Origin of the sequence: Peteryoungia ipomoeae (assembly GCF_004912165.1) — a bacterium.
Lineage (GTDB): Bacteria > Pseudomonadota > Alphaproteobacteria > Rhizobiales > Rhizobiaceae > Allorhizobium > Allorhizobium ipomoeae.
Genome location: NZ_STGV01000018.1, coordinates 1 through 1,574, shown reverse-complemented (window position 1 = coordinate 1,574; position 1,574 = coordinate 1). Strand labels below are relative to the sequence as shown.

The window sequence follows — 1,574 nt, the reverse complement described above, 5'->3', positions numbered from 1 at the left end:
GTAGCACAAGGATCGGAAGTCACTCGATCGGGATTATGGCAGCGCCTGTCCCGGTACCATTGTCGTCGCGGCTGACGGTTCGGCGTGAGCAGCGCTGGGAAGCATTCAAGACGCGCTCTCCCGTGCTGGACGACACAGCTCGTTCGACCGATGATTAGCGATACCTTGACAGCGGAAGCCCCGTGGCCATCCTCGCATTGGTTGCGCTGACATCTTTGTTCGCGTGAAGTTTTATCTATGAATTTTCAGGGAGTGCTTATGTCCGAGGTCGCTGGCGAGCCGGTTGCGAAGACCGAACTATCATCGGAAACACTGGAAAAGATCGCCGGCATCAAGACTGCGATCCATTCCTCGTTCGGTCAGGTTGTGCTCGCCATGAGTTCGGTGCCTCGCTACCGGCATCAGTCTCTTGCCGATCTGGCTCATCTGGTCATTGATCCGCTCGCCCGCGACTGCATTGCCATCGCATCTCCGAAGCCTGCAAGCGATTCGGATCCGAAGGCTGCGCTGGCGCCTGCAGCGATTGCGATCTGGGCAAGTGTCTCGGAAGAGGTTGAAGCCAAACTCAAGGAGCAGATCAAGGCGGGCGTCTTCCCGGTCCGCCTAAAGCCGTCGGAGTGGAAGAGCGGTGAGAAGGTCTGGCTGCTTGATGTGATCGCGCCGACGCGGGAAATGGCAACGATGGTGCTGAAGAGTTTCAATCATGTCGCGAAGAGTGAGCAGGTCAGCATTCATCCGCTTGTTGCGCAACTGGTGGATCGTGAGGTGCTGAAGCAACTGGTCTCTGCGGGTGCACAAAGCTCTGAAGTGAATTCGTCTCCGACCATTAACTAACCTGGCGCTTTGGGTGACTCGATGCGAATTCTAGTTACGGCGGTGCTGGCCATGGGCCTTTCCGGTTGCGATCTGCTCTTCGATTTCCCGGAATGGCAATGGCATCAGAAGCTGACGGTGTCGGTCATGACGCCCGAGGGGCTCAAGTCCGGCAGTTCGGTCACCTCGGCGCGGATCGAGTTCCCGCCGAAATGGACGGGTGTTGGCGATGCTGCCGGCATGCAGCGCGGCGGCGTCTCTGGCGAGGCTGTAGCCGTCGACCTTGGCGAGGGCCGCTATCTCTTCGCGCTGTTGCAGGGCTATACCGAATGGACGGCCTATACCGCCTTTTTCCCGGAACTGGAGGGAAAGGCGCTGCTGAAGAAAGAGATATTTCCCTATCTCGACCGACTGGTGGCGAGCACCGGTGAGACCCGTGACGTGCCTGGCAAACACTATCCGCTGCTTGTCACCTTTGACGACGTCAACGACCCGGCCTCGGTGCGCCGCGTCAGTCCCGGCGATCTCGCGGCCGCATTCGGCCCCGGCTACCGGCTCAATGCCATCACCCTGTCGATCACAGATGAGCCGGTGACTGAGGGAAAGGTGGAGAAGGTGCTCGGGTGGCTCAAATGGTCCCGTGAAAGATTACTTGCTGCTGGGAATGGCCGGAACCCCGTTCAGTTAGAGATTGGAAATGGCATGTTGGCGCTCGGTAGAACCGACTTTAGGAGCAGTAAAAGATGAATATTTCTGAGACC

Annotated in this window: 2 protein-coding genes; both read left to right on the top strand. The window is 58.3% G+C overall.

What is annotated here, in order from left to right; all coding sequences use genetic code 11:
• The first annotated feature begins 258 nt into the window (after positions 1-258).
• Complete coding sequence (locus tag FAA97_RS20955; protein WP_136600500.1) at positions 259-834, top strand: toxin-activating lysine-acyltransferase; 576 nt, start codon at positions 259-261, stop codon at positions 832-834.
• Positions 835-855: 21 nt separating this feature from the next.
• Entirely contained in the window at positions 856-1,560 is a 705-nt protein-coding gene (locus FAA97_RS20950) for a hypothetical protein (protein ID WP_136600499.1), read from the top strand.
• The last annotated feature ends 14 nt before the right edge of the window (positions 1,561-1,574 follow it).

Bases quoted from the DNA above. Each gene is read 5' to 3' on its own strand.
- FAA97_RS20955 (WP_136600500.1), top strand. From the start codon at position 259: ATGTCCGAGGTCGCTGGCGAGCCGGTTGCGAAGACCGAACTATCATCG.
- FAA97_RS20950 (WP_136600499.1), top strand. From the start codon at position 856: ATGCGAATTCTAGTTACGGCGGTGCTGGCCATGGGCCTTTCCGGTTGC.